Source organism: Oscillibacter ruminantium GH1, assembly GCF_000307265.1.
Lineage (GTDB): Bacteria > Bacillota > Clostridia > Oscillospirales > Oscillospiraceae > Oscillibacter > Oscillibacter ruminantium.
Map to the genome: position 1 here is coordinate 310916 of NZ_DF158896.1, position 25469 is coordinate 336384.

Genomic DNA, 25469 nt, shown 5'->3' on the forward strand with positions numbered 1-25469 from the left:
CCCTCTGAAATTACAGAAATCGGGCGGGAGCCTTTTACTCCCGCCGATTTCTATTAAGGAGCAAGATTATGAAACTCTGGTCCGGACGATTCGGAAAGGAAACCGACGCGCTGGTGAACGACTTCAACGCCTCCATCCAATTTGACCAGCGGCTTTACAAGGAGGATATCACCGGCAGCCTTGCCCACGCGAAAATGCTGGGGGACTGCGGCGTGATCTCCCAAGAGGACGCAAAAGCCATCTCCGAAGGCCTGAAGGCCATTTTGGCGGATATCGAGGCGGGCAAGGTGGAATTCACCGCCGACAACGAGGATATCCACATGAATGTGGAGGCGCTGCTCACCGCCCGCATCGGCGACGCGGGAAAACGGCTCCACACCGCCCGCAGCCGCAACGATCAGGTGGCGCTGGACTTTCGGATGTACGTCCGGCGTGAGATTCCTGCCATCATCGCGCAGCTGCTGGACTTCCAGTCCGTCCTTGCAAAGCAGGCGGCGAAGTACCAGACCGTGGTGATGCCCGGATACACCCATTTGCAGCGAGCCCAGCCCATCTCCTTTGCCCAGCATCTGCTGGCCTATGCGGCGATGTTGAGCCGGGACGTGACGCGGCTGGAGGACTGCAAAAAGCGCCTGAATGAATGCCCCCTCGGTTCCGGCGCGCTGGCGGGAACCACTTATCCCATCGACCGGTGGGAGACAGCCAAGGCACTGGATTTTGACGCTCCCATGGGAAACTCGCTGGACGGCGTCTCCGACCGGGATTACGCGCTGGAGCTTTTGTCGGCCCTGTCCATTTTGATGATGCACCTCTCCCGTTTTTCCGAGGAGGTCATCCTCTGGTGCAGCTGGGAATTTAAATTCATTGATTTGGACGACGCGTATGCCACCGGATCTTCCATCATGCCTCAGAAGAAGAACCCGGATGTGGCGGAGCTGGTTCGGGGCAAGACCGGGCGGGTATACGGCGATCTGATGGGTCTGCTCACCGCCATGAAGGGCTTGCCTCTGGCCTATAACAAGGACATGCAGGAAGACAAGGAGCCGGTGTTCGACGCCATCGACACCGTGGAGATGTGTCTCCCCGTGTTTACCGCCATGATCGACACAATGACCGTTCATCCGGAAAATATGCGCAAGGCTGCCGGCCATGGTTTCATCAACGCGACAGACTGCGCCGACTATCTGACGAAAAAGGGGATGCCCTTCCGGGATGCGTACACCGTGGTGGGGCATCTGGTGGCCTTGTGCGGCCAGCAGGGGAAGACGCTGGAAGAGCTGAGTCTCAAGGAGCTGAAAACGGTTTCGCCTCTTTTTGGAGACGATGTATACGATGCGCTGAGTCTTGAAACCTGCATGGGTCAGCGATCCAGCTACGGCGGGCCTGCCGTGGCGGAAACTGCCCGGCAGATCAAGGCGGTGGAGGACTTTGTAAAGGCCCGAAGCATGCAGTAAAAAGAGGGTGCTTTTATGAAACCAAAGGTCTATATCGACGGACAGTCCGGCACCACCGGATTGCAGATTTGGGAGCGGCTGGAGGGCCGGGAAGACATCCAGCTTCTCCGCATCGACGACGAGAAGCGCCACGACGATGAGGAGCGGAAGAAATTTCTGAACGCGGCGGATGTAGCCTTTCTCTGCCTTCCCGACGACGGGGCGCGGCAGGCTGTGGCGTTGGTGGAAAACCCCAACACCTGTATCATTGACGCTTCCACCGCCCACCGCACAGCCCCCGGCTGGGTCTATGGCTACCCGGAACTGTCCGAGGAGCAGCGCGCCGCCATCAAGGGTGCAAAGCGCATTGCAAATCCCGGCTGCCACGCCACCGGCCTGATCTCCTCCGCCGCGCCGCTGGTGCGGATGGGGATTCTCCCATCTGACTATCCCCTGACCTGCTTTTCCCTCACCGGCTATTCCGGCGGGGGAAAGCAGATGATCGCGGAGTATGAGGCGGAGGATTCGGACGGGCTGCTTGCATCCGAGCGGATTTACGGGCTGAACCAGAACCACAAGCACCTGCCGGAGATGGAACAGATTTGCGGACTGACACATCCGCCGATCTTTGTCCCGGTGGTGGGCGATTTTTATAAGGGAATGGCCACCACGATTATGCTTCAGAGGGATCTGCTGACCCGAAAACTGTCCGGGCGGGAACTGCGGGATGCGCTGGCATCGTACTACGCGGAACAGAAATTTGTTTCTGTTGCCCCTTACGGCGGGGATGGGCCGGTGCTGTTTGCCGCCATGCTGGCGGGGACGAATCAGCTGAAGTTGGAGGTGGCCGGAAACGACGAACAGATCACCGTGACGGCGCTGTTCGATAATCTGGGAAAAGGCGCCTCCGGCGCGGCGGTGCAAAACATGAATCTGGTGCTGGGCTTTGACGAAGGCGCGGGGCTGGAGTAACGCAGCGGCGCGTGTGCGCCGTACAAGTCAAATCAGCGGAGGCCCCCGTTTGGCCCGCCAACTGGGGAACAGGAATAAGGAGAGAATCAGATGAAATTGATTGATGGCGGCGTTTGCGCCGCGCAGGGCTTTCGCGCATCCGGCCTTCACGCGGGCGTTAAGACCCATAATTTACAGAAAAAGGACGTGGCGCTGATCGTGTCCGACGTGGATTGTGCGGCGGCGGCGGTTTTTACAAAAAATGTGGTAAAGGCGGCCCCCATCCATGTGGACAAGGCCCACCTGACCGACGGCAGGGCCCGGGCCATCATTGCCAACAGCGGCAATGCCAACGCCTGCGCCCCCATGGGCAAGGAAAACGCTGAGGCGGAGTGCGCCGCCGTTGCAAAGGCGCTGGGGATTCCGGCAGAGAATGTGCTGGTGTCCTCCACCGGCGTGATCGGTCAGACCCTGCCGGTAAAGGTCATTGAGGATGCGGTGCCAGAGCTGGTAAAAAACCTTACCGCCAGCGCGGAAGGCTCCGATGCGGCGGCCTGCGCCATCATGACCACCGACACGGTCAAAAAGGAAGTGGCGGTGGAAACAAGCGTGGGCGGAAAGACCGTTCGCATGGGCGGCATTGCCAAGGGCAGCGGCATGATTCACCCCAACATGGGTACCATGCTCTGCTTCCTCACCACCGACTGTGCCATTTCTTCGGAGATGATTCATGCCGCGCTGCTGGACACGGTGGGGGTCAGCTTCAACCGCATCAGCGTGGACGGAGACACCTCCACCAACGATACCTGCTGCGTTCTGGCCAACGGCTTGGCGGGCAATGAGCTGATTACCGAGAAAAATGCCGCTTACGGCGAATTTTTAGAGGCGCTTCAGACTCTTGCTATCGCCTTGGCGAAGAAGATGGCAAGCGACGGCGAGGGAGCCAAGCATCTGGTGACCTGCACGGTTACAGGCGCAGCGGATGAGAAGACCGCCGAGACGGTGTGTAAGTCTGTCATTTCCTCCACGCTGACCAAAGCGGCTGTCTTCGGCGCGGACGCTAACTGGGGCCGGGTGCTGTGCGCCATGGGCTATTCCGGCGTGGAATTTGACCCGGAAAAGGTGAATGTCTGGTTTGCCAGTACGGCGGGCAGCATCGAGGTCTGCCATCAGGGCCGGGGCTTGGATTTTGACGAGATGCTGGCAAAAACCATCCTCACGGAGCACGATGTGGAGATCAATGTTCAGATGGGCGAGGGCAAGGCCGCTTGCACCTGCTGGGGCTGCGACATTACATATGATTATATCAAGATTAACGGGGACTACCGCACTTGACTCGTCGGCGCAAAGTCCGCCGCGCTTCGTTTCCGCCTTGCTGGCGAAAACTGCGCTTCGCTCCCTTGCGCCTCCTCTTCCGAAAAAAGCGGGGGCTTTCCGCGAGACGAACGGGGAGAAGGGAAGATAGGAGCAAAATCCCTGCCACTGATTCCTGCCGCGAGACGGCAATCTACACAAGGAGCTGAACATCCATGGCATCACATGAACAGCAGGCCCGCACACTGGTGGAGGCACTGCCCTATATTCAAAAGTTCACCGGCAAAACCATCGTGGTGAAATACGGCGGAAACGCCATGATCTCGCAGGAACTGCGGCGGGCGGTGATGAGTGATATCATCCTTTTGAGCCTTGTGGGTATCCGGGTAGTAGTGGTGCATGGTGGCGGCCCGGAGATCGGCGCCATGCTGAAAAAACTGGGCAAGGCGTCCAAATTTGTGGACGGTCTGCGTTACACCGACGAAGAGACGATGGACGTGGTTCAGCAGATCCTCTGCGGCAAGGTGAACAAGGACCTCGTCTCTCTGGCGGAGCGGCTGGGCGGACACGCGATTGGCCTGTGCGGTCTGGATGGCGGTCTGTTTCAGGCGAAGCTGCTGGATGAAAAATACGGTCTGGTAGGCGAGATCACGACCGTGAATCCAAAACCGGTGGAGGACGCGCTTGCCGCCGGATACATTCCCATCGTCTCCACCGTGGCACAGGGGACGGACGCGGACACCGCCTATAACATCAACGCGGACACCGCTGCCGCCAAGCTGGCGCAGGCGCTGAAAGCCGAAAAGCTGATTTTGCTCACCGACGTCAGGGGATTGCTTCAAGACCCTCATGACGACGAAACCTTGATTCGTGTGGTTCACACGCAAGAGGTGGCGGCGCTGGTCGCAGACGGCGTGATCTCCGGGGGCATGATCCCCAAGATGGAGTGCTGCGTGTCGGCGATTTCCGGCGGCGTGGAGCGGGTTCACATTCTAGACGGACGAATTCCCCATTCCATACTAATTGAACTGCTTTCAGATGCCGGAATCGGCACCATGCTGAAAAAGGAGGACTGAGTGATGACTTCTCAGGAGATTAAAAGCCTTACCAATCAATATGTAATGAATACCTACGGCCGCTTTGACGTGGTGATCGACCACGGTAAGGGCGCGAGGCTTTACAGCCCGGAGGGCAAAGAGTACATCGACTTTACCAGCGGCATCGGCGTGTGTGATCTGGGCTATGGCAATGAGCTTTGGGCTCAGGCTGCTTTCACGCAGGCGAAAAAGGCAGGGCACACGTCCAACCTGTTTTACACGGAGCCGTGCGCCCGCCTTGCGGAAAAGCTCTGCAAGCGCACCGGAATGAGCAACGTCTTCTTTGCAAATGGCGGCGGCGAGGCCAACGAGGGCATGATTAAGCTGGCGAGAAAATACAGCTTTGATAAGTACGGCAAGGGCCGAGCCACGATCATCCCCCTGAAAAACTCCTTCCACGGGCGCACCATGGCCACTCTGACCGCTACCGGGCAGGATCAATTCCATAACTATTTCTTCCCCTTTGTGGAGGGCTTCAAATTTGCCGAGGCCAACAGTCTCGACTCTCTGAAAGCCGTTGCCGGAGACGATACCTGCGCCGTGATGATGGAGCTGGTACAGGGCGAGGGCGGCGTGCTGCCGCTGGACAAGAACTATGTGCAGGCGGTTGCAAAGCTCTGCGCGGAGAAGGACTGGCTGCTGCTGGTGGATGAGGTGCAGACCGGCGTGGGCCGTACCGGCAGTCTGTTCACGTTCCAGCAGTACGGGATTCTGCCGGATGTATGCTCCTTTGCCAAGGGCATTGCGGGCGGTCTTCCCATGAGCGGCATCATGGCCAACGAGAAATGCCGGAACGTCTTGGCCCCCGGCACCCACGCCACCACCTTTGGGGCAAACCCCGTGTGCGGCGCGGCGGGTCTTGTGGTGCAGGATGTCCTGTCTGACGAGTTTTTGGCGCAGGTGCGGGAAAAGGGCGAGTACCTGCGCGCCCAGATCGAGACGCTGTGCCTGCCCTGCTTCGGCAAGACCCGTGGTTTGGGACTGATGATCGGCATTGAGATGGCTGAGGGGTACAGGAACGGCGAAATTGCCAACAAGCTGGTAGAGGCCGGACTGCTGGTGCTGACGGCCGGGCCGGGGATGCGTCTGCTGCCTCCGCTGGTCATCACCAAAGAGGAGATGGATGCGGGCATCGCCATCATGAAAAAGACGCTTGGCTGAGAGAAAGAGAGGAAGCAACGTGAACGGACATACCCACTTTTTAAAGCTGCTGGACTTTACTCCTGAGGAAATTCAGGAGTTTTTGGATACCGCCGCCGATTTTAAGGCGAAAAAGAAAGCGAACGTTCCTCACCAATATCTTGCGGGGAAAAACGTGGCTCTGATTTTTGAAAAGACCTCCACCCGCACCCGCTGCGCTTTTGAAGTGGCGGCGCAGGATTTGGGAATGGGCAGCACCTATTTGGCACCGACCGGCTCTCAGATCGGCGTGAAGGAGTCCACCGCAGACACCGCGCGGGTGCTGGGGCGGATGTATGACGGCATTGAGTACCGTGGTTTTGGCCAGGACATTGTGGAGGAACTGGCGCAGTATGCCGGAGTCCCCGTGTTCAATGGGCTGACCAACGAATTTCACCCTACGCAGATTTTGGCCGATTTCCTCACGGTGCAGGAGCATTTCGGAAAGCTCAAAGGCGTGAAGCTGGTGTATCTGGGGGATGCCCGGTACAACATGGGAAACTCTCTGATGGTGGGCTGCGCAAAAATGGGGATGCACTTTGTCGCCTGCGCCCCCAAGGCGTACTTCCCCGATCAGGCGCTGATTGACCAGTGCCAGGCCATTGCCGAAGAGACGGGCGCAACGCTGGAATTTGAAGAGGACCCTATGGTTGCCACGAAAAATGCCGACGTGCTCTACACCGATGTGTGGGTGTCCATGGGCGAGCCGACCGAAGTTTGGGCGGAGCGTATCGCGGCCCTTGGTCCCTATCAGGTTACCAAACAGCTGATGGATAACGCCGGGCCACAATGCCGCTTTATGCACTGCCTGCCCGCCTATCACGATCATAAGACCAAGGTAGGCAAGGAGATGGGGGAAAAGTTTGGGCGGGAGGCCATGGAGGTGACCGACGAGGTGTTTGAGTCTCCCCAGTCTATCGTCTTCGACGAGGCGGAAAACCGGATGCACACCATTAAGGCGATCATGTACTGCCTGATGAAATAAAGCAAAGCCGCGCCGTGTTCACACGGCGCGGCTTTGGCCTTTGCGTATCTCCCGTTCTTGACATCCGACAGGGGATCGCATAAACTGAGTATCTGAATTCATGTTGAAAAGCGAGGGCTTGCCAATGGAGCGCACTGCCGGCATTTTAATGCCAGTCTTTTCCCTGCCGTCCCCCTATGGAATCGGCTCTCTGGGCCAAAGTGCCCGGGATTTTGTGGATTTTCTCCGCCGCGCGGGCCAGACTTGGTGGCAGATTCTTCCGGTGGGACCTGCGGGGAACGGAGACTCCCCCTATCAAAGCGTCTCTACCCACGCCGGAAATCCGGTGTTCATTGACCTTGACCTGCTGGCGGAGGACGGACTTCTGACGGCGGAGGAGCTGGCCTCGATTCCGGCGGGAGACAGTCGGGCAGTGGACTATCCCGCCGTCAACGCCAGCCGCGTCCGCTTGCTGCGGCTGGCCTTTTCCCGAGCGCGCGACCGGGACAGCGCGGCGGCGTTTGCCGCCCAGCGTCTGTGGCTGCGGGACTATGCGGCCTATCAGGCAATCAAGGATTCCTTTGGCGGCCTGCCGTGGCAGGACTGGCCGGACGAGGGCTTGCGCCGCCGGGAGCCTTCTGCGGTGGAGCGCTGGCAGGCGGAGCATGGGGAGGATTTAGCGTATCAGATTTGGGTGCAGTATGTGTTTTCAAAGCAGTGGACCGCCTTGAAAACCTATGCCAACGCCGCGGGCGTCAGAATCCTGGGGGACCTGCCCATCTATGTCTCGCTGGATTCTGCCGACGTGTGGGCGGAGCGGGAGCAGTTTTTGCTGGACGGGGAGGGTCGTCCTGCCGCTGTGGCGGGCGTTCCGCCGGACTATTTCTGCGCCGAGGGCCAGCTGTGGGGAAATCCCCTGTATAACTGGCCCTACATGAAAGCGGACGGCTTTGGCTGGTGGATTCGCCGGGTGGAGCGGGCGGGGGAGTTGTTCGACGCCATCCGCATCGACCACTTCCGGGCGCTGGCAAGCTATTGGTCCGTCCCAGCCGGAGCATCTATTGCCAAGGAGGGCCGCTGGGAAACCGGCCCCGGCATGGATTTGGTGGGCGTGCTCACCAGCTGGTTTCCCCATTTGCGGTTTATCGCAGAGGATTTGGGGATGCTGACGCCGGATGTGGGCGAGCTGCTGAAAGCATCCGGCCTGCCGGGGATGAAGGTACTGGAATTCGCGTTTGACGGCCCGGAAAACGGTTATCTGCCTCACAACTGCGTGAAAAACTGCGTTTTGTATACGGGGACGCACGACAACGCTCCCGCCGCCGCTTGGACGGCGGACGGGACGGAGACGGTTTACGCCAAACGGTATCTGGGCGCAAAAACACCGGAGGAACTGCGCCGCCGCCTGCTTTTGGCGGGGCAGACCAGCGTGGCAGACACGTTCATCGCCCAGATGCAGGATTATCTGGGGGATACCGGCCGGATCAACGTCCCCGGAACCGCCAACGGAAACTGGCGCTGGCGCATGGTTTCGGACGTGGATTTGAACGCGCTGGCAGACGAAATCTATCAGCTCACGCTGGACGCGGGCCGCTGCCCGCCCCGGATCGGCTGATGGACGGCGAATGATGTGAATGGAGGAATCGGATATGGAAAACGATGCGTTGTTTATGAAAGAGGCGGTCCGTCTGTCTGAATTGGCGGTAGCTCACGGGAACGAACCCTTTGGGGCGGTTCTGGTGAAGGATGGGGAGGTTGTATACAGCAACGAAAACCAGATTTATACTTGTACTGATCCCACCTTTCACGCAGAGGCGGGGCTGCTGCGGCGCTTTTGCGGAGAAACTGGGGTCACGGATCTGCGCTCGTATACGCTTTACTCCAGCTGCGAGCCTTGCTTCATGTGCTGCGGGGCCATGGTGTGGACAAAGCTGGGCCGTTTGGTATACGGCGCCAGCGATATCGACCTGTGCAAAATTTTGGGGGAGACGGGCGCGGAATGCTGCCGGCTGGTTTTTGAAAACTCCGGCTGGAAGCCGGAGGTCACATCCGGCATACTTCGAGAAGAGAGCCTGAAAATTTTGACAGCTTATTTTTCAAAAAACGGCAAGGGCTGAGATTGGACTTTGGGTCAAAATCGGGCGGTTGACGAAACTGAAAAAGCGTGCTATGATTTTCCCGTGAGCGGAAAGATGCGTTCTGCCCGCCCACCTTTGAATGATCTGTTCATCTGATTGGCAAGGATATGTTCCGAGCCGGAAGACGGAGGAGGAAGCGCAGGGATGACCTGCGCACCGTTGTGGTACGTTCTCCCCTCTGCCTTTTGGCAGAGGGGATTTTTTAGCGCAAAATAATGCCTTTAGCCGGTTTGAACGGCAGAAATTGGGAAGGAGCTGGTTTTTTGGACAGCCGCGTGGCGGTGATCGCCATTTTGGTCCACAACCCGGATTCTGTGGAGGCGCTGAATGGCCTTTTGCACGAATTTGGGCAATCTATCATCGGGCGCATGGGAGTGCCTTATCCCAAGCGGGGAATCAACATCATTTCCGTGGCGGTGGATGCACCGCAGGAGACGGTGTCCGCGCTGTCGGGGAAAATCGGAAGGCTGCGCGGCGTCACTGCGAAGACCGTCTATGCTCCAGCTGAAAAGCTGGAAGAAAATCACTGAAAAGAGGAAGAAACGATGAAAAGAACAAAAATCTCCGCGATGCTTTTGGCTCTGGTCATGGCGTTGAGTCTGGCCGCCTGCGGGGGAAATAACGGCGCGTCCTCCGGTTCGGTCTCCGCCCCGGGAGACGGCACCTACACGCGGGAGAGCTATTCCGTTGCCGCGCTGAAAGGCCCCACCGCTATGGGCCTTGTCAAGCTGATGGACGACACGGACAAGGCTGGCGGGACTGGCAACGATTATACCTTTACGCTGGCGGCGTCCCCGGATGAGATCACCCCCAAGCTGATTCAGGGCGAGCTGGACATGGCTTGTGTCCCGGCGAATCTTGCCTCTGTGCTGTACAACAAGACCGAAGGACAGATCGTGACGCTGGCGGTGAACACGCTGGGCGTGCTCTACCTCGTGGAAAACGGCAATGCGGTGCAGTCTGTGCGCGACCTCACGGGCATGACCATTGTGGCGGCGGGAAAGGGTTCCACCCCGGAATATGCGCTGCGGTATCTGCTGAGTGAAAACGGCGTGGACCCGGATAGGGATGTGACCATCGACTGGAAGAGCGAGCATAGCGAATGCGTCAGCGCGCTGGCATCCGGCGAGGCGACCGTGGCGCTGCTGCCCCAGCCCTTTGTCACCGTGGCCCAGAGCAAGCTGGCCGACCTGCGGGTGGCGCTGGATCTGACGGCGGAGTGGGACGCGCTGAATAACGGTTCCTCTCTTATCACCGGCGTGGTGGTGGCCCGGAAAGAAGTTGTGGAGAAAAACCTCGGTGCGGTCAACGCATTTTTAAAGGATTATGCCGCTTCTGTGGATTGGGTGAATGCCAACGCGGCGGATGCAGCCCAGCTGATCGGCTCCTATGACATCGTGGACGCGGCGGTGGCGGAAAAGGCGCTGCCCGCCTGCAACATCGTGTGCTTGACGGGACCGGAGATGAGCGGAAAGCTCTCCGGCTATCTTACCGTGTTGTTCGACCTGAACCCCGCGTCCGTGGGCGGGGCCTTGCCAAAAGATGATTTCTACTTCGGCGCGTAAACCGCAAAAAAAGAGAACAGGGGACCGCCGTCTTTTTGACGGCGGTCCCCGTCCTGCCCAAAAGGGCGGCGCCCGGGTCTGGGCCGTGGCATTCTGGCTGGGATTGTGGCAGTTGGGGGCCTTAGCGCTGGGGCAGAGGCTGCTGCTGCCCTCTCCGGCGGAAGTCTTGGTCTGCCTTGTCCGTCTGGCGGTCACCGCCGACTTTTGGCATTCGGTGGGCTGGTCCGCCGCCCGGATTCTGGGGGGCTTTCTCACGGCCTGCGCGCTGGCAGTGGTACTGGCGGCCCTCGCCGCCCGGTTCCGCCCCGTACGGGAGCTGCTGGCCCCGCTGGTAACAGCGGTAAAGGCGGTGCCGGTAGTGTCATTCATTATTTTGGCGCTGGTGTGGCTGCCCTCCCGTCACCTTTCGTGGTTTATTTCCGCGCTGATGGTGTTTCCAACGGTGTATCTAAATCTCCTAGAGGGCGTGGATCGCACAGACCGGGCGCTTTTGGAGATGGCATGGGTGTTCCGTGTCCCGCTTTCCCGGCGGCTGCGCGATATTTATCTGCCCCAGGTGCTGCCGTGGTTTCGCTCCGCCTGTTCGCTGGGACTGGGCCTTTGCTGGAAGTCCGGCGTGGCGGCGGAGGTCATCGGCCTGCCCCCTATGTCCGTGGGCGAGCGGCTCTACACCGCGAAAATTTATCTGGAAACACCGGAATTGTTTGCCTGGACGGTAAGCATTGTGGCGGTGTCCGCTGTTTTTGAGCGTCTGGTTCTCTGCCTGCTGGACCGGCTGAGCGCAAGGGGGGAGAAGTCATGACCGTGGAAATTCAAAATCTTACGAAGAGTTACGGCGGCACGCCGGTGCTGCAAGGCGTCAGCTTGACGCTCCGCCCCGGCGTAACTTGCCTGATGGCTGCTTCCGGTGGGGGAAAAACTACGCTGGTACGTATTCTTCTGGGACTGGAACAGCCGGACGGCGGCACAGTCATGGGGCTGGAAAAGGCCCGCCTTTCCGCCGTGTTTCAAGAAGACCGCCTGCTGGATCGGCTGGATGCGGCCGGCAATCTCCGCTTTATTCTGGGCGGGGACTACGAGGAAAAGGCGGCCGCGGAGCTTTTGGCGGAGCTGGGTCTGGACCTTGGGGAGAAAAAGCCCGCCGGGGAGTATTCCGGGGGCATGAAGCGCCGTCTGGCGCTGGCCCGGGCACTGAGCGTCCCCTTTGACTTTTTGGTACTGGATGAGCCGTTTACGGGACTGGACGAGGAAAATCGAAAACGGGCCATCACCTGCATCCGCCGCCGCGCGGCGGGGAAGACGGTTTTGCTGGTGACCCACGACCGGTCTGACGCGGCGGGACTGGAAGCCAGAATCGTGGGGTTGGAATTGGAAAGGATAGACGCGCCCTAATGGGCGGGTCGTGTATTGCAGAACCCGATGTGGCCTAGGCCACATCGGGTTTTTGAGAGATTTATATAGAGTGTTGAATTTTTACCGGACAGTGTGTATACTCTGTAATAGAATACCTGTAAAGGGAAATCTGATTTTACGGATAACGTTTGATAGGAAACGGCCCGCCTGCGCAGCAGGGGGGATCGTGCGCCGCCGCGGAGGATATATTGCGGCTGCGCCGCAACCTTGAAATTTCGGGCAAGCTATGATAAAATGAATCTTATTTTAAAATGCGCCATGCCGCTTGCGGATATATGGGATAGCTTTTAAAAATCAGACGTATGAAAAGGAGCAGACCCGCCCATGATCAAAATTACCACGGACAGTACCTGCGATCTGCCTGACGCGCTGCTGCAGAAAAATGATATTACGGTGGTGCCGCTGGGCATTGTGAAAGGTGAAAAGCTCTATCAGGACGGTGTGAATATTCACCCGGCGGATATTGCTGCCCATGTGGATGCAGGCGGAGATATTACCACAACCACCGCGGTGAACGCAGCGGATTACCATGATTTGTTCAGCCGCCTGCTGGAAAAGTATGACGCGGTGGTCCATGTCAATCTGGGTTCTAAATTTTCCAGCTGCTATCAGAATGCCCGCATTGCGGCAGCGGAGCTGCCGGGAGTCTATATCGTCGACTCTGCCAATCTGACGATTGGAATCGGCGAGTTGGCCTTGCGGGCTGCTGCGTCTGCGCAGGCCGGCAAGTCTCCCACCGAGATTGTGGAAGAGCTGGAAGCGTTGCGGGACAGAGCCGAAGTCAGCTTTGTGCTGGAACGGTTGGACTACATGAAAAAGGGCGGACGGTGCAGCGCTGTCACGGCGATTGGCGCGAATCTTTTGAAACTCCACCCCTGCGTGGAGGTTATCGACGGAAAGATGTCCGTGACGAAAAAGTACCGCGGGTCCATGGAGCGGGTCGTGATGGAGTATATCCACGACCGGCTGGACGGGCGAACGGACATTGACACAGAGCGGGTCTGGCTGGTGGACAGCGCGTTTGGGCCGGAGCTGGCGGACGTGGCCCGGGAGGTCCTGCGGGCGGACGGACGCTTTGGCGAAATTTTGGAGAGCAAGGCCGGGTGTACGATTTTTTCTCACTGCGGCCAAAATACGCTTGGCATTGGTTTTTTCCGGAAGGCCTGAGCCGGAAGAAGAAGAAAAAAGCCCCCGGCGGATAAAATCCGCCGGGGGCTTTTTTAGCTTTCGGAGTCAAATATGAAAACAAATTCAGCACACCACGCAGTTTTTGCCTGCCAGCTTTCCACGATAGAGCAAACGGTCCACCTCCGATACCAGTTCCTGCGCGGATTGGCCGAAGACATGCTGCGCCAGACCAAAAGTCAATGTTACCTCTTGAAAAAAGGGAGGGTTTCTCACCGCAGTCAAGGCATGTAAATCTGATTGAATCTGGACCAGAATGTTTTTTGCAGCGGTAATTGACGTGTTGACAAATAGGATCAGGATTTCCTCTCCACCCCAGCGGCAGATGATGTCCTTCTCCCCAATGCGAGAGCAGGCGCAGCTTGCAATAGTGGTCAAAACGAGATCGCCGTGGTTGTGCCCATATTGGTCGTTGAAGGACTTGAAATCGTCGATATCCGCCATCGCCGCACAAAAGACGGTGCCATCCCGGTCCGCATCCAGACAGAGCGACTCCAACTGCTTGTATAAGTTTCGGCGGTTCTGAAGGCCCGTCAGCGGGTCGTGTGAGGCAATGTATTCCAGATTGCGGTTAGCGGCCTCCAACTCCTGATTGCGGCGGCGCAGTGTCTGGCTGGACAGATAAACGGACAACAGCGTGGTGCATACGCAGATCAACAGATTCATAACAAACAGTATATGCAAAGCTGCGTCCGACAGCGCGGGAACGCCCTCGATTTTCAGAGGAATGTTGCTGCTGATACACAGCAGCACCACAATGCCCTCCAAATCCAGCACCTGCACCGCAGCGACAGAGCAATGTTTTACCGCGTCGCTCAGATATGAACTGATGGCCAGCAGGCAGATAAGGTAAAGAAAAAAACCGCTTGCCAGTCCGGCAACGGAGCTGGCGCTGATGGAAAAAAAGAGAACCTCTACCTCGGCGAACGTGACGGCCAGATCCGGCCGTTTCTTTTCCGTATGCAGCAAAAGCAGATAAATTGAGCAGCTGAGGCCGTTCAGAAAGAGCAACGGCAGAGAGTCCAGAAACAGACAGACCGGTATTTCCAGAGCATGGATACAGAGAGCGGAAAACAGAAAGAACTTGGCGCTGTGCTGCAGCCAAATATCGACAAAACGTCGGATATATGAAACTCTTGCTGTCGTATACATCTGCGACCTCCTTCCCACTGCGGTTTAAACAAGCAATGGGACCATATGCTGGGCTGGGAGATGACCATTTCGCCATTACTCTATCATTTTCCCTATAAAAATTCAATATAAAATGAATGTTTTTACCTAAAATCTCAACAGTTCAGCGCTATACAGAGATGGTTGCATAAATTCGCACTTTAAAATGCGAAGAAGGACGAAATATCAAAGCACTTTTTGAGGAGACAAAAAAGACCGCAGCTTTCTCTGCGGCATAAAAAACCGACCCCCCATCTGTCCAACGCAGATGGGGGGTCACTTCTGACTGGGGTTTTCTGTCATGTTTTTACCTCGTACTTTCGTGGAATCACGTTTGGAAGGCTTTGGAATTGGAAACCAGAAAATGCTTTGCGGGAAACCGGAAACACTTGCGAGATTGCCGAGAAACCGAGAAACTGTTCGGTGGATAGCCAATCCATAAAACATCAGGTACACGCAGATAGCTTGCCTTGGACACTGCCAAAACCGAATCTCGTGATCCTCATCAAAATGAGCTGTGTTTCGTTTTTGGTCTCTGCCGAGGTTTCATTGGAAACTGCTAAACATTCGTCAAGGTCTGCCGGGGTACTGAAAAAAGATTTGCTGCCGAAGAATTTGCTGGCTTCTTCCAAACGCGGCGGTGAGAAATGAGATTGGATTCCGCTGGTGCTAGCCCATTGGACTCACTCCCTTCCGGTAATTATTAAATACCACATTACCGCGTAAAAGTCAAGAGGAATTTGTGTGTTTCTACATTTTGCGACGATTGACAAGTTGAAATATGTGCAAAATAAACGATGCGGTTGCAACTTTTTGCGTAATTTATCAAATATCAGGTAGTTTGTTAATCCGCAGGGTTCTCAGAAAAGAGGCTGGAGCAAAGGCGGAATTGGTGCGGAAAGCCAGAAGCAGCGCGTCCAAATTCTCCGCGTCGTGCTCAATCTCCCGGCAATAGAGCCGCAAGGCTTCGGAGAGGGGCAGGAGGCTCGCCGCCCGCTCCACCGTCAAGGTGCTGAACAGGACGAATTGAATCCGTCCCAGCAGATCACCGTCGTTGATGGACTTCAGCGCGTAACGAAATAAAAAGTAGGCGGTGATCCGTTCCAGCAGAGGCTCCGCCACTGCGCCAGGGACGGTTTCTCCGCCCTGGCGCAGCAGTGTCCGCCAGTCGTCCCCAAGAATCTCAAGACCGGACAAAAGTGCCCAGCCCTCGGGAAAAAGACCCTCTCCGACGGGCGGAATGGGCAGGACCGTTCCGGTCCAATCCCGGCATAGACTTGGAATTTCCTCCGCCGCATCCTCATCCAGAAGTGCCTGCGCCGCGTCGGCAAAGGTCAACAGTGCTCCAAGGCGAAAATAAAGAGGCTGAGAACGGTTTTGCAGCAGTTCCAGCGCCTTTGCCCGCCACACCAGCAGGGGAGAGAGCCATGGGTCCGGCGGTTCCCCGGCCTTGTTTGTTTGGGTGAGGGGGAATGTCAGCGGCGCGGTGGAATCCAGCAGCAGGCGGCAGGCCTCCGGACAGGAGGCGCAGAGGGAAGTCTCCCGCAGCGGCCCATAATCCTCGATAAAGCGGGGATGGCTGCGGCAGACCTCGCCGGTATGTTCCGGTCCCAGCGCGCGGTGGATGGCGCACAGGCCGTCCGCGTCCCAAAAGGGACAGCGGCCCGTGCCGGTCAGAGCAAAATAGTCCTCGCCGTCCTCGGTTTGCAAGGCTGCGCGAAGGCGCTCCCCCAGCGGACCGGGGAGCGCACGGTAAAAATCGGCCGAAGCTCCGTCAATCTCCACCTCCCACCCTTCGCAGCAGGAATGGGGACATGCGCCCGCAAGACAGTGAAATTGTTCAAAATAATCCGGCGCGCGCAGGTCCATAGCAATTCCCCTTTTTTTAACCGTTCGTAAGTGAATCCACGTTCTTTAAGTATGTGCGCGCCAAAGCGCGGGATTGCAGTGCGGCCTTACAGCCCCAGACCGTCCACAGCCGCCTTCAGCTGTCTCATGGCCTGCTCCAGCACAGAGCGGGGGCAGGCGGCGTTCAGCCGCATAAAGCCGCTGAGACTGCGGCCAAAGGAGACGCCGTCATTCAGGCCCAGCTTTGCCTTTTGAATCATGAAATCGTGCAGCTCCTGATTGCTGAACCCCAAGTCCCGGCAGTCCAGCCAGACCAGATAGGTGGCGTCTGGCAAATTGGGTTTGATTTGGGGAATGTTTGCAGCACAGTAGTCCCGGATATAATCAAAATTGGCGCTGAGATAGGGCAAAAGCTGATCCAGCCACTCGTCGCCGGAGGTAAAGGCGGCCTCCATGGCGGTCAGCGAGAAGGCGTTGTTGCGGTGGATGTCCATGCGCTGCCAGAAGTGGTCGTAAACCTCCTTCTTGTGCGCGTCGGGGAACACCACCGCGGATGCTTGCAGTCCCGCCAGATTGAAGGTCTTCGTACCGGAGATGCAGGTAATGACGTTGTTGGCCACGGCGGCGGTGGGAGTGTGCTTTTTACCATGGAAAATCAAATCGGAATGAATCTCATCGGATACCAGCGTTACATGGTATTTCTCGCACAGCGCCGCCATTTTTCGCAGCTCCTCCGGCGTCCAGACAATGCCCAGCGGGTTGTGGGGATTGCACAGCAGAAACAGGTCGCTCTGGCGGAGCTTTTCTTCAAAGTCCGCCCAATCCACAGCCCAAACGCCGTCCTTCTCCACAAAGGGGCTTTCCACCACCTTGCGGTTCCATGCCTCGGTCATGTCGTAAAACTCGGAGTACACCGGCGTCTGAATCAGGACGCTGCCGCCCTCCGGCGTGAACAACCGCACGCAGGCGGAAATGGTCTGCACCACGCCCAAACTCCAGCTCATCAGGTTTTGGTCAATGTCCCAGCCGTTGCGCCGCTTCTGCCAGCCCCGGATGGCGGAAAAGTAGCTGTCGGGCCGGGCGGTATAGCCCCAGATACCCTCCTCGGCCCGGGCTTTCAGCGCGTCGATGATGGGCTGGGCGGTCCGAAAATCCATATCCGCGATCCACAGGGGGATCACGTCTTCCGTGCCAAACTTTTTCATCCGCTCGTCGTATTTTGCTGCGCGATTGCCGGAACGGTCAATCACAGTGTCAAAATCATATCTCATAATGCCCTCACTTTCTAAGACTGTTTATACATTATATAATAAGGTATTGCGGGGTCGGAAACCCTTGTGATTTGGTATTTTATCACGCTTTTTCCTTGAGCGCAATCCCGCAGACCACTGTTTTCAAACCTTTGAAGCCTGTCAGGTAAAGATATACACTTCCCAACTGGGAGAGGCGACAAAATCTCACGCTTTTTGCTATTGACAAACAGGAACACGGCGGTTAAAATTACTTCAAACATTTTAGTTCAATTTTTTTGACTAAAAAATGAACAGCTAAAAATGAACATTTGATTTAAGGAGATTTTATCATGGATTTTGAAAAAGTACGCGACGTGATCGTGGAGACTCTGGCCTGCGAGGCCGAGCAGGTGACTATGGAAGCCTCTCTGGCGGACGATCTGGGCGCCGATTCTTTGGCTTCTGTGGAGCTGGTCATGGCACTGGAAGAGGCCACCGGCGTTGCGATTGATGACGCAGAACTGCCCAATCTGAAGACCGTGGGCGATATCGTGAAGTATCTGGAAGACCACAAAGCCTGATTTTGCAAAGTGCGTGAAAGGGAACCGGTCCGGTTCCCTTTCACGCTCCATGTAAGAGCCGGTATGCACAAGCGCGGGCAGCCCGTCTGTGTTGCTTTAATCCTGCTTGTGAATCCGGGGCTTAAGTTTTTTGAACTGCCCGAAAGGGCGTCAAAGGGCCGCGCGGCGGCCGGAGATGCCTCCGGCCGCCGCTGAAAAAAGGAAGGAAAACCATGACCAATTCCGAAATTTTTGAATTGTTGGACCGCTTTGAACGCAGCAGCGTTTTGACCATGAAGGTGACGATTGGCGGAGATACGCTGGAGTTGAGCCGAGCGGGAAGCGCCGCGGCTCCTGCAGTCCCCGCCGCAACCGCCGCAGTCGCCTCTGCTTTTGCCCCTGCTGAAGAAAGCGGCCCCGTCATCCGCGCCCCGCTGGTGGGGACGTTTTACGCCGCTCCCGCCCCCGATCAGCCGCCGCTGGTAAAAGTGGGCGATCCGGTCCGCAAGGGCCAGACCGTGTGCCTGATCGAGGCCATGAAGATGATGAGCGAGGTGACCGCCCCCTGCGACTGCGTGATTGAGGAAGTGCTGGCGACAAACGGCGAGCTGCTGGCGTTTGACGCGCCCATCTTCCGCTATCGGGAGGCATAAGCATGTTCAAGCGCATTTTGATCGCGAACCGGGGCGAGATCGCGCTGCGGGTGCTGCGGGCCTGCCGGGAAATGGAGATCGAAACCGTGGCGGTGTATTCCACCGCCGATGCGGACGCGCTCCATGTCCAGCTGGCTACCCAGAGCGTTTGCATCGGCCCGCCCAAGGCCGCCGACAGTTATCTCAATCAGGCGGCACTGCTGACCGTGGCAAAGTCCACGGGCTGCGACGCCATTCACCCCGGATACGGCTTTTTATCGGAAAACGCTGATTTTGCGGACGCCTGTGCACAGGCGGGGCTAAAATTCATCGGCCCCTCTGGGGACTCTATCCGCAAGGCGGGGAGCAAGGCAGCGGCCTGCGCGCTGATGAAGGCCGCGGGAGTCCCCACGGTCCCCGGGTCCAACGGCCCGGTGGCCGACGAGAACGCCGCGCTGAAAATTGCGGCGGAGGTGGGCTATCCCGTGCTGCTCAAGGCCAGCGCCGGCGGCGGCGGACGGGGCATCCGTAAAGTGGAGTCCGCCGAGGACCTTCCCGCCGCGTTTCACGAGGCAAGAAGCGAGGCGGTGGCCTGCTTTGGCGACGGAACCATGTATCTTGAAAAATTCGTGGTGAATCCCCGGCATATTGAGTTTCAGATTTTGGCAGACAGTCAGGGCCGTACCATCCATCTCTATGACCGGGACTGCTCGGTTCAGCGCCGGAACCAAAAGCTGATTGAGGAGGCGCCCGCCCGGTGCCTCACGCCGGAGCTTCGGCGTGAGATGGGCGCGGCGGCAGTCCGGGCGGCACAGGCCGTTGCATACGAAAACGCCGGAACCGTGGAATTTCTGCTGGCGGAGGACAACCGGTTTTACTTCTGCGAGATGAATACCCGCGTTCAGGTGGAGCACGGCGTCACGGAGATGGTCACCGGGGTTGACATCGTGCGCCAGCAGATCCGCATTGCCGCGGGCCTGCCCTTAGGGATGGAGCAGGCGGACGTGAAGTTGAGCGGTCATGCCATCGAGTGCCGCGTCAACGCGGAGGACCCGGCGGCGAATTTCCGCCCCTGTCCCGGCACGGCCAGCTTTGTCTATTTCCCCGGCGGCACCGGCGTGCGCATTGACTCCGGCCTGTACAGCGGATACATGCTGCCGCCCTATTACGATTCTCTGGCGGCGAAGGTTTTGGTCCACGCCCCCACCCGGCTGGAAGCCATCCGCCGGATGCGCCGGGCGCTGGAGGAGCTGACCATCGAGGGGTTCCCCACCAACGCGGGACTGAGCCATTTGATTTTATGCCATCCCGACTATGTGCGGGGCGTGTGCACCACCGCGTTCCTCGAAAATCACCTGCAAGAGCTTTTGGATTGGGACCGTTTGGCGGCGGAAAGTGAGGCGACACAATGACTTCGATTTTTGCTCAGCGGCGGCAAAAGCTGCTGGCGATGAAGGCGTTCCGGGACGGGCGGACTCATGTGGTTCCCGCCGGAACGGCCTGCCCCGGCTGCGGTCAAACCGTGAGCGCCGGTGCGCTGGTGCAGGCGCAGTATGTCTGCCCCCTGTGCGGACATCACCTGCCGCTGGGCGGATACTACCGCCTCAGCACGATTTTGGACCCCGGTTCTTTTCGGGAGTTGAACCCGCGTATCACCTCCACAGATCCGCTTCACTTTCCCGGCTATCAGGCAAAGCTGGAAATTGCCCGGAAGAAGACCGGACTGAACGAGGCGGTGGTCACCGCCGTGGGCACGGTGGATGGGCATAAATGCGTGGCAGGCGTTTTGGACGGACGGTTTTTCCTCGGCAGCATGAGCGCCGCCGTGGGGGAGAAGATCACCCGCGCCATCGAGTACGCCGGGAAAACCAAGCTGCCTCTAGTCCTTTTCTCCGCCAGCGGTGGTGCGCGGATGCAGGAGGGGATTCTCTCCCTGATGCAGATGGCGAAAACCAGCGCGGCGCTGGCGCGATTTGACGAAAAGGGCGGATTCTTTCTATCAATTTTGACGAATCCAACCACCGGCGGCGTCACCGCCAGTTTTGCCAGCCTTGGCGATGTAATTCTGGCGGAGCCGGGAGCGCTGATTGGCTTTGCCGGACCCCGGGTCATCGAGCAGACCATCGGCCAAACACTGCCGGAGGGTTTCCAGCGGGCGGAATTCCAGATGGAGCACGGGTTTGTGGACGCGGTGGTGCCCCGCAGCGAGCTGCGCCAGACGATTTCCCAGCTGCTGGCGCTCCACGAGAAAGGAGGCCGCAATGGCTGAACCGATCACAGCCGCGCAGAAGGTGACGATTGCCCGCCATCCCCAGCGCCCCAACGCGCGGGAATGGATTGACGGACTGTTCACGGACTTCTTTGCCCAGCGGGGCGACCGCTTCGCGGGCGAGGACGAGAGCGTCTTAGGCGGGATCGCCCGGTTCCATGGGCGGCCCGTCACCGTCATTGCCACACGTAAGGGGCGGACGCTGGAGGAAAACCTCAAATACAATTTCGGAATGCCCTCGCCGGAGGGCTACCGCAAGGCGCTGCGCCTGATGAAGCAGGCAGAAAAATTTCACCGCCCCATCCTGACCTTTATCGACACGCCGGGAGCTTATCCCGGTATGGAGGCGGAGGAGCGGGGACAGGGCGAGGCCATCGCCCGGAATCTCATGGAAATGAGCCGGCTCACCGTGCCGGTGGTGGCTACCGTCACCGGGGAGGGAAACTCCGGCGGCGCGCTGGCGCTGGGCGTTGCCGACCGGGTGCTGATGCTGTCCAATGCCGTGTACTCCATCCTTTCGCCGGAGGGCTTTGCCACGATTTTGTGGAAGGATTCCTCCCGGCACGAGGAGGCCTGCCAGCTGATGCAGCTGACGGCTCCGGATTTGAAGCGGTTGGGCGTCATCGACGAGATTATCCCGGAGCCTGCGGGCGGTGCCCACCTTGCGCCGGAGATCGCTCTGCGGGAGCTGGACGCCGCGCTGGACCGAACTCTTAAGGCCCTCTCCCGGCAGAGCGGAGACGCGCTGGCGGCCGGGCGGTATCAGAAATTCAGACAGATGGGGACACCCCCGAAGGAGGACCAATGAGCGGAATCAAGATTTGCGGCATGGGGCACTATACCCCGCCGAAGCTGATGACCAACGCCGACTTGGAGAAGATTGTGGATACCAGCGACGAGTGGATCACCTCTCGGACCGGCATCACAACCCGCCACCACTGCGTGGAGGAGACTCACTCCGATATGTGCCGCGAGGCGGCGAAAATGGCGCTGGAAAAGGCGGGGATCAAGCCGGAGGAGATCGGCGTTTGCATCGTGGCCACTCTCACTTCGGACTTTTTGGCTCCCTCTGCCGCATGCCTTGTGCAGCGGGATCTAGGATTGCAGGACGATACGATCTGTTTTGACCTCAATGGCGCGTGCAGCGGCTTCTTGTTTGCCATGCACACCATGGAGTGCATGTTGGCGGCGTCGCCCCAGAAGCATGGTCTGGTCATCGGCGCGGAGATGCTGAGCCGGTTTATCAACTGGGAGGATCGCTCCACCTGCGTCCTCTTCGGCGACGCGGCGGGCGCGGCGGTGGTGGAGTGGAACGAGGACTATGAGTCCATCCACGCGCTGCTGGGCTGCCACGGCGACAGCGACATGCTGGGCGTCACCGGCGCGGGGCATAAGGACCCGCCTCAGATTTTCATGAACGGTCAGCCGGTGTTCAAATTTGCTGTCACCGCCGTCCCTTGGTGCATCGATCAGGTGCTCAAGCGCAACGGCAGAACGATTGATGATGTGGACTTCTTCGTGTTCCATCAGGCCAATACCCGCATCATTGATCTGGCGGTGCGGAAATACCACATCCCGGAAGAAAAATACTACAAGAATATTGAAAAGTATGGCAATACATCTGCCGCCAGCATCCCCATGGTACTTAGCGAGCTTTCCCAGTTTGGAAAGGTTGCTTCCGGCAGCCGCGTGATGCTGGTGGGCTTCGGCGGCGGCCTCACATGGGGCGCGGCGCTGGTGGAATTTAAGTAAATAGAAAGGACTTCCGCATCTTGCGCGGCATTTTGCGGGGGAGTGGTACGATATGAGACTGAACGAATTGCTGGGAACGGAGTTTCCCATCATTCAGGGCGGTATGGCAAATATTGCCACCGGCGAGTTTGCCGCCGCCTGCTCCAACGCGGGGGCGCTGGGCATGATTGCCACCGGCGGCTGGGACGGCGACCGTCTCCGGACGGAAATCCGTCGGGCCAAGGAGCTGACGGACAAGCCCTTCGGCGTGAACCTGATGCTGATGAGTCCCTTTGCGGACGACATCGCCCGTGTGATTTTGGAAGAGGGCGTGAAGGTGGTGACCACCGGCGCGGGCAACCCCGGAAAATATATTCCCGCCTGGAAAGAGGCGGGCATCAAGGTGATGCCCGTGGTGGCGGCGGCGGTGCTGGCCAAGCGGCTGAAACGCTACGGCGTGGATGCCTTCATTGCCGAGGGCACCGAGTCCGGCGGTCATGTGGGCGAGATGACCACCATGGCGCTGGTGCCGCAGGTGATCGACGCGGTAAGCGTCCCCGTCATTGCGGCGGGCGGCATTGCCGACGGACGGCAGTTGGCCGCCGCCTATGCGCTGGGCGCCATCGGCGCGCAGGTGGGGACGTGCCTGCTGGCAAGCCGGGAGTGCCCCATCCATGAAAACTATAAGCAGGCGATTTTAAAGGCTAAGGACTCCGATACCGTGGTCACGGGCCGCAGCATCGGCGGGCCGGTGCGGGTGCTGAAAAACAAGATGTCCCGCACCTATCTGGAGCTGGAAAAGCGCAACGCCACGCTGGAGGAGCTGGAAACCGTCACGCTGGGCGGCCTGCGCCGGGCGGTGCTGGAGGGCGATGTGGAGACTGGCAGCGTCATGACCGGACAGGTGGCCGGTATGCTCCATGAGATCAAGCCCGTGCGTCAGATTTTTGCGGAACTGGTTGCCGGCGGTGACGCGCGTATCCGGGAATTGGCGGAGACAGTATGAAGCTGGGTTTTTTATACGCCGGACAGGGTGCGCAGCACCCCGGCATGGGTGCGGACCTGTATGAGAAATACCCGGCCTTTCGTGCCGCGCTGGACGGCGCGGACTTTGACGTGAAGACGGTCTCCTTCACGGACCCGGACGGTGTTTTGAACGAGACGGAGTATACCCAGCCCTGCATGGTGGCTTTCGCCGTGGGGTTGACCGATGTGCTGGCGGAGAAGGGGATCGTCCCCGCTGCCGCCGCAGGTCTTTCGCTGGGCGAGTATTCCGCGCTGTATGCGGCCGGAGTGCTGGACGGCGCAGATGCTGTAAAGATGGTTTCCTTTCGCGGAAAAGCTATGACTGACGCGGCAAAGGGCGTGGAATCCGCCATGATGGCGGTGCTAGGCGCGGACCGCGAAACGGTATCGGCGGCCTGCAAGGCCGCATCCGACTTGGGCGTGGCGGAACCTTGCAACTTCAACTGCCCGGGCCAGATCGTCATCGGCGGAGAGAAGGCCGCTGTTGAAAAGGCTGCCTCCATTGCAAAAGAGAACGGCGCGAAGCGCTGTATGCCGCTGAAGGTCAGCGGCCCGTTCCACACCCGGCTTTTAAAGCCCGCCGGGGACGCGCTGGCGGAATACTTCAAAACAGTGACATTCAAGGAGCCGAAAATTCCCGTGCTGCACAACTGCTTGGGCGGCGAAAAAGCCGCATCCGACACGATTCCCGCATTGCTGGAGCGGCAGGTGCAGTCCAGCGTGTACATGGAGGACTGCATTCGCGCCATGGCGGCGCTGGGCGTGGACGCCATGGTGGAGATCGGGCCGGGCAAGGCTTTGAGCGGGTTTGTGAAAAAGACACTGCCGGGCTTTCCGGTTTTCGCCGTGGAGACGGCGGAGGACGTGGAAAAGCTGCCGGAACTGTTGAAAGAGGTGGCATTCAAATGAGCTTTACAGGAAAGACCGCCGTGGTCACCGGCGGAAGCCGGGGACTGGGCCGCGCCATCTGCCGCCGTCTGGCGGAGGGCGGCGCAAACGTCGTCTTTTCCTACGCGGGGAATACCGCCGCCGCGCAGGAGACGCTGGACGAGTTGAGAGCACTGGACTGCAAGGCGCTTGCCGTGCAGGGAAATGTGGCGGACACGGACGCCGTTAAGGCCCTGATGGATGCCGCCATGAAGGAATTTGGCCGGATTGACATTCTGGTGAACAACGCGGGCATCACCCGGGACGGGCTTTTGATGATGACAAAAGAGGAAGATTTCGACGCGGTCATTGATACGAACCTAAAGGGAACGTTTCTATGCATGAAGGCGGTGAGCCGCGTCATGCTCCGCCAGAAGTACGGACGGATCGTGAACCTCAGCTCTGTGGTGGGTGTTCACGGCAACGCCGGACAGGTGAACTACGCCGCCAGCAAGGCAGGCGTGATCGGCATGACGAAGTCTTTGGCCAAGGAGTTGGCGGCCAAGGGCGTCACGGTGAACGCCGTGGCTCCCGGCTTCATCACCACCGACATGACTGCCGCTCTGCCGGAATCGGCGAAGACTGCGCTGCTTGCCACCATTCCGCAGGCCCGTCTGGGCGCGCCGGAGGATGTGGCGTGTGCCGTGGCGTTCCTCGCCAGCGACGAGGCCGCGTATATCACCGGTCAGGTGCTGGGTGTGGACGGCGGCATGGGTATGTGACAAAGCCGCAAGCTCCCTATCCCTCCCTTTCCCTTGCTGGGAAAGCTCGCTCATTGCGCTGCGTCCTTGCCGAGGAGAGGGACGAGGAGCACGGCAAGCCCTCCTATCTCTCG

At 58.7% G+C, this 25469-nt stretch carries 25 protein-coding genes; 22 read left to right on the plus strand and 3 right to left on the minus strand.

The window, feature by feature from the left end:
* The first annotated feature begins 68 nt into the window (after nt 1-68).
* The 13 genes from argH to ON16_RS01620 all read left to right on the plus strand — a co-directional run bounded on the left by argH (nt 69) and on the right by ON16_RS01620 (nt 13221).
* Nucleotides 69-1454 carry an argininosuccinate lyase gene (argH, locus tag ON16_RS01560; RefSeq protein WP_040658814.1) on the plus strand — a complete coding sequence of 462 codons (1386 nt, stop codon included), beginning with the start codon at nt 69-71 and terminating at the stop codon, nt 1452-1454.
* Between the two features lie 15 nt (nt 1455-1469).
* Nucleotides 1470-2405, plus strand: coding sequence for an N-acetyl-gamma-glutamyl-phosphate reductase (argC, locus tag ON16_RS01565; protein WP_040658816.1), 936 nt, complete (start codon nt 1470-1472; stop codon nt 2403-2405).
* Nucleotides 2406-2495: 90 nt separating this feature from the next.
* Nucleotides 2496-3719, plus strand: a complete 1224-nt coding sequence (argJ, locus tag ON16_RS01570; RefSeq protein WP_040658818.1) for a bifunctional glutamate N-acetyltransferase/amino-acid acetyltransferase ArgJ — start codon at nt 2496-2498, stop codon at nt 3717-3719.
* A 194-nt stretch (nt 3720-3913) separates the two neighbouring features.
* Nucleotides 3914-4774, plus strand: coding sequence for an acetylglutamate kinase (argB, locus tag ON16_RS01575; protein ID WP_040658820.1), 861 nt, complete (start codon nt 3914-3916; stop codon nt 4772-4774).
* Between the two features lie 3 nt (nt 4775-4777).
* Entirely contained in the window at nt 4778-5956 is a 1179-nt protein-coding gene (locus ON16_RS01580; protein WP_040658822.1) for an aspartate aminotransferase family protein, read from the plus strand.
* Between the two features lie 19 nt (nt 5957-5975).
* A complete protein-coding gene (gene argF / locus ON16_RS01585) occupies nt 5976-6959 on the plus strand; it encodes an ornithine carbamoyltransferase (RefSeq protein WP_040658823.1) in 984 nt (327 codons plus the stop codon).
* A gap of 124 nt (nt 6960-7083) precedes the next feature.
* Nucleotides 7084-8553, plus strand: a complete 1470-nt coding sequence (malQ, locus tag ON16_RS01590) for a 4-alpha-glucanotransferase (RefSeq protein WP_040658826.1) — start codon at nt 7084-7086, stop codon at nt 8551-8553.
* Between the two features lie 34 nt (nt 8554-8587).
* Nucleotides 8588-9055, plus strand: a complete 468-nt coding sequence (locus ON16_RS01595; RefSeq protein ID WP_040658827.1) for a nucleoside deaminase — start codon at nt 8588-8590, stop codon at nt 9053-9055.
* 284 nt (nt 9056-9339) lie between these two features.
* On the plus strand, nt 9340-9606 hold the full coding sequence (locus ON16_RS01600) for a TM1266 family iron-only hydrogenase system putative regulator (RefSeq protein ID WP_040658829.1): 267 nt from the start codon (nt 9340-9342) through the stop codon (nt 9604-9606).
* 15 nt (nt 9607-9621) lie between these two features.
* Nucleotides 9622-10641: an ABC transporter substrate-binding protein gene (locus ON16_RS01605; RefSeq protein WP_040658831.1), complete on the plus strand. Its 1020-nt coding sequence runs from the start codon at nt 9622-9624 to the stop codon at nt 10639-10641.
* Nucleotides 10619-11443 carry an ABC transporter permease gene (locus tag ON16_RS01610; protein WP_040658832.1) on the plus strand — a complete coding sequence of 275 codons (825 nt, stop codon included), beginning with the start codon at nt 10619-10621 and terminating at the stop codon, nt 11441-11443. Before ON16_RS01605 ends, ON16_RS01610 begins: the two co-directional genes overlap by 23 nt.
* Nucleotides 11440-12033 carry an ATP-binding cassette domain-containing protein gene (locus tag ON16_RS01615; RefSeq protein ID WP_040658833.1) on the plus strand — a complete coding sequence of 198 codons (594 nt, stop codon included), beginning with the start codon at nt 11440-11442 and terminating at the stop codon, nt 12031-12033. The genes ON16_RS01610 and ON16_RS01615 overlap by 4 nt, the downstream gene beginning before the upstream one ends.
* A 345-nt stretch (nt 12034-12378) precedes the next feature.
* Nucleotides 12379-13221, plus strand: a complete 843-nt coding sequence (locus ON16_RS01620) for a DegV family protein (protein ID WP_040658835.1) — start codon at nt 12379-12381, stop codon at nt 13219-13221.
* Between the two features lie 84 nt (nt 13222-13305).
* Here ON16_RS01620 and ON16_RS14845 read toward each other — a convergent pair whose 3' ends face one another.
* The 3 genes from ON16_RS14845 to ON16_RS01635 form a co-directional block, all read right to left on the minus strand.
* Nucleotides 13306-14391: a GGDEF domain-containing protein gene (locus tag ON16_RS14845; protein ID WP_051131464.1), complete on the minus strand. Its 1086-nt coding sequence runs from the start codon at nt 14389-14391 to the stop codon at nt 13306-13308.
* Between the two features lie 843 nt (nt 14392-15234).
* Nucleotides 15235-16278 (minus strand): flagellin lysine-N-methylase, encoded by a 1044-nt coding sequence (gene fliB, locus ON16_RS01630; protein ID WP_040658837.1) that lies wholly within the window; start codon nt 16276-16278, stop codon nt 15235-15237.
* Between the two features lie 86 nt (nt 16279-16364).
* Nucleotides 16365-17528, minus strand: coding sequence for a MalY/PatB family protein (locus ON16_RS01635; RefSeq protein WP_040658839.1), 1164 nt, complete (start codon nt 17526-17528; stop codon nt 16365-16367).
* A gap of 311 nt (nt 17529-17839) precedes the next feature.
* Between ON16_RS01635 and acpP the strand changes: the two genes are divergently transcribed.
* The 9 genes from acpP (at nt 17840) to fabG (ending at nt 25356) form a co-directional block, all read left to right on the plus strand.
* The gene (acpP, locus tag ON16_RS01640; RefSeq protein WP_040658840.1) at nt 17840-18070 is read left to right on the plus strand and encodes an acyl carrier protein; all 231 of its coding nucleotides are present in this window, start codon (nt 17840-17842) and stop codon (nt 18068-18070) included.
* Nucleotides 18071-18282: 212 nt separating this feature from the next.
* Complete coding sequence (locus ON16_RS01645) at nt 18283-18702, plus strand: acetyl-CoA carboxylase biotin carboxyl carrier protein (protein ID WP_040658842.1); 420 nt, start codon at nt 18283-18285, stop codon at nt 18700-18702.
* Nucleotides 18703-18704: 2 nt separating this feature from the next.
* Nucleotides 18705-20093 (plus strand): acetyl-CoA carboxylase biotin carboxylase subunit, encoded by a 1389-nt coding sequence (gene accC / locus ON16_RS01650; protein WP_040658844.1) that lies wholly within the window; start codon nt 18705-18707, stop codon nt 20091-20093.
* Nucleotides 20090-20950, plus strand: coding sequence for an acetyl-CoA carboxylase, carboxyltransferase subunit beta (gene accD, locus ON16_RS01655; RefSeq protein WP_040658846.1), 861 nt, complete (start codon nt 20090-20092; stop codon nt 20948-20950). The genes accC and accD overlap by 4 nt, the downstream gene beginning before the upstream one ends.
* A complete protein-coding gene (locus ON16_RS01660; RefSeq protein WP_040658847.1) occupies nt 20943-21758 on the plus strand; it encodes an acetyl-CoA carboxylase carboxyltransferase subunit alpha in 816 nt (271 codons plus the stop codon). Before accD ends, ON16_RS01660 begins: the two co-directional genes overlap by 8 nt.
* Entirely contained in the window at nt 21755-22702 is a 948-nt protein-coding gene (locus tag ON16_RS01665) for a beta-ketoacyl-ACP synthase III (protein ID WP_040658849.1), read from the plus strand. The genes ON16_RS01660 and ON16_RS01665 overlap by 4 nt, the downstream gene beginning before the upstream one ends.
* Nucleotides 22703-22754: 52 nt before the next feature.
* Nucleotides 22755-23687: a nitronate monooxygenase gene (locus ON16_RS01670; protein WP_040658850.1), complete on the plus strand. Its 933-nt coding sequence runs from the start codon at nt 22755-22757 to the stop codon at nt 23685-23687.
* A complete protein-coding gene (fabD, locus tag ON16_RS01675) occupies nt 23684-24616 on the plus strand; it encodes an ACP S-malonyltransferase (protein WP_040658851.1) in 933 nt (310 codons plus the stop codon). Before ON16_RS01670 ends, fabD begins: the two co-directional genes overlap by 4 nt.
* Nucleotides 24613-25356, plus strand: coding sequence for a 3-oxoacyl-[acyl-carrier-protein] reductase (gene fabG / locus ON16_RS01680; RefSeq protein WP_040658852.1), 744 nt, complete (start codon nt 24613-24615; stop codon nt 25354-25356). Before fabD ends, fabG begins: the two co-directional genes overlap by 4 nt.
* The last annotated feature ends 113 nt before the right edge of the window (nt 25357-25469 follow it).